Raw genomic sequence first — 3,046 nt, 5'->3', positions numbered from 1 at the left:
TTTTAAGTTGAGAGTGGGGTGATTTTTATTTTTTAATGAATAAAATCATTAGGCAAAATGATAAAGTTTGGTATAATAACTCATTTTTCTTTTATCATTTATCATCATGACCATCAAACTCACCCTATCATACACCGCTTTGACCATTGCCATGACCGCCCTACTGCTGGTCGGGTGCAACCAAGACAACAAAACGGACAACAAAAAAACAGACAGCACGGCAACTGCCACCGACCAAACCCAAGAAATAAGCACCGAACCAGTGGACAATACCCCTGCCCAAAATGACGATCCCAACCATCAGCCCGATGTCGCCCTTGCCCTACAAAACAACCTAAACAAATCAGGTCTTAACGCTCAGGTTCAGTCCGTCATCCCAACCGACATGCCCGACATGTATTGGGCGACTTTGGATGGCGTCTCGCCCGTCTTTGTGGACAAAACAGGCACATATATCGTCCAAGGTGCCATCCTAAAACTGGGCGATGGCAGACCTGTGGACATCAGTGGTGCCATGATGTCAAAAGCAGTTGTCTCCGAGCTACAAGCCGTGGACAAATCTGAGATGATTATCTTCCCTGCCAAAGGCGAGACCAAAGCGTCCATCTATGTTTTCTCAGACCCTACTTGTCATTATTGCCAACTTCTGCACAAAGAGATTGACCAAACCAGTGCCGCTGGCATTGAAGTTCGCTATCTGGCATGGCCCCGTGGCGAGTCTATGATAGGTCTGACCGAGAGCGTGTGGTGCAGTAATGACCGCCAAACCGCCCTGACCAACGCCAAACAAGGCAAAGACGTCACCGCCCCAAGCTGTGACAACCCCGTGCGAAAACACATGGCACTCGGTCACAAGCTGGGTGTGTCAGGCACGCCTGCCATCTTTGCCGAAAACGGGCAACAGCTTGGGGGCTATTTGCCATCGGCTGAGCTTGCCAAAGAGGCTATTGCCAATCGTTGATGGTTAATTTATAAATAACAAACAAAAGGGCTCGGTTTTTAGCCCTTTTTTATAAGATTTTAAAAACAAATCACCACACTCATCAAATCCCATCACCTGTTACAATTTTTACAAAAAATTTTGACAAAACCCATAAAAATTTTTACAAACCCCCTAGCATAAGCCATGAACTTATGATAAGTTAAGCAATTCGGTTTTACCGTCAATTTTTGTTATAGATAACCAGTTGGGGCATTCATGAAAGATAAAATTAACATTGCGGTTTTGGGTCTGGGAACAGTTGGTACAGGCGTGGTCAACCTACTAAAAGACAACGCCGTTGAGCTGTCTCGCCGTAGCGGTCATGACATCTGTATCACTCACGTCGGCACAAGGAGGCGGCGAGATGACATTGACCCTACCATCAAACAAAGCGATGATTTGATGGCAATCGCCGCCGATGATGATGTGGACATCGTCATCGAAGTGATTGGCGGTAAGAGCGTCGCCAAAGACGTCATCATCCACGCCATCAAACACAAAAAACACGTCGTCACCGCCAACAAAGCCTTGCTTGCTGAACATGGCAATGAGATTTTTGGGCTTGCCGAAGAGCATGGTGTACAGGTGCGTTATGAAGCGGCGGTGGCAGGTGGCATCCCCATCATCAAAATCATCCGTGAAGCCCTAGCCGCCAACAAAGTGGACTGGGTGGCAGGCATCATCAATGGCACGGGCAACTTTATTCTAACTGAAATGCAACAAAAAAACCGTCGCTTTGGCGACGTACTAAAAGAAGCTCAAGCCTTAGGCTATGCCGAAGCTGACCCCACCTTTGATGTTGAAGGTATTGACGCCGCTCATAAGCTATCCTTGTTGGCATCGATTGCCTTTGGCATTCCTTTGCAGTTTAACAAAGTGTACTGTGAAGGCATCACCAAAATTAACTTGCAAGACGTGGTCTACGCCAAAGAGCTTGGCTACACCATCAAGCATCTCGGCTTTGCGTTTCGCCGTGAACATGGCTTTGAGCTACGTGTCCATCCCACGCTCATCCCCAACAGCACCCTACTTGCCAATGTCAATGGCGTAAAAAATGCCGTCATGGTAGATGCTCACCCGCTGGGGCAGTCGTTGTATTATGGCGATGGGGCAGGAGCAGGGGCGACGGCATCGGCAGTCATGGCGGATGTCATGGATTTGATTTATGTCATCAATGCCAACACCCCAAGCGACGTGCCACATTTGGCGTTCGTCCCCGAAGAGCTGTCCGACACTCGCATCCTATCTAGCGATGAGATGACCTGTGGCTACTATCTGCGCTTGACGGTCAAAGATGAGCTGGGTGTACTGGCTGACACCACTCGCATTCTGAGTGAAAACGGCATTAATATTGACGCCATCATGCAACGTGACGCTCACAAATCAGGACTTGTACCTGTCATCATCTTGACCTTGCCTGTACTTGAATCGCAGATGAACAAAGCCATCAAAGAGATAGAAGCCCTTGGGGCAGTCACCGAACCTGTGGTGCGTATCCGCCTAGAAAGTTTAGAATAATAAAGCCAAACCACAAATGGCAGAGTGCAAGATTATAAATTGTCAATTCCCTACCATTTGTGGCATAATAGCATTATTTGAATAGTCATCCGTTAGGAGTTCTCATGAAAGCCAAATTATTTACCGCCATCATCAGCACGAGCCTACTACTTAGTGCCTGCGGGGGTCATAACAACCCAAAAGCCGTGGACAAACTAGAAGAAGCCGAGGCAAATGCCAAAGCCAATGCCCCAAAAGCAGAAGAAGTGAAATTTGATGACCACGGACAGCCCACAATGGGTGGTGTTGGTGGAGCGTCAGGTGTAGTCGCCCCCACCACAACCGACACTGCAACTACTGATGTAGCAGAAACCACCACAGCCACTCCTGAGACGACAGAAACGGCGAAGCCAGCAAGCACAGAGACAACAGAGACCATGACTGTTGCCGAAGCTCCTGCCCCCGCTGAGGTACCGACAGCAGAAGAAACCAACCCTGCCGATACCGAAACCAAACAATAATCATAAAAATACCGCCTGTCACAAGCTGAACCGCACCCCAAAAGTT

3 protein-coding genes are annotated in these 3,046 nt (G+C 48.2%); all 3 read left to right on the top strand.

What is annotated here, in order from left to right; all coding sequences use genetic code 11:
* Nucleotides 1-106: 106 nt before the first annotated feature.
* On the top strand, nt 107-961 hold the full coding sequence (locus B5J93_RS13000) for a DsbC family protein (RefSeq protein WP_079326749.1): 855 nt from the start codon (nt 107-109) through the stop codon (nt 959-961).
* Nucleotides 962-1,198: 237 nt separating this feature from the next.
* Nucleotides 1,199-2,500 carry a homoserine dehydrogenase gene (locus tag B5J93_RS12995; protein WP_079326748.1) on the top strand — a complete coding sequence of 434 codons (1,302 nt, stop codon included), beginning with the start codon at nt 1,199-1,201 and terminating at the stop codon, nt 2,498-2,500.
* A gap of 104 nt (nt 2,501-2,604) precedes the next feature.
* Nucleotides 2,605-3,000 (top strand): hypothetical protein, encoded by a 396-nt coding sequence (locus B5J93_RS12990; RefSeq protein WP_079326747.1) that lies wholly within the window; start codon nt 2,605-2,607, stop codon nt 2,998-3,000.
* The last annotated feature ends 46 nt before the right edge of the window (nt 3,001-3,046 follow it).

Origin of the sequence: Moraxella equi (genome assembly GCF_002027555.1) — a bacterium.
Lineage (GTDB): Bacteria > Pseudomonadota > Gammaproteobacteria > Pseudomonadales > Moraxellaceae > Moraxella > Moraxella equi.
Note: the sequence above shows the minus strand (reverse complement) of the source record. Positions and strands in the feature narration are given on the sequence as shown.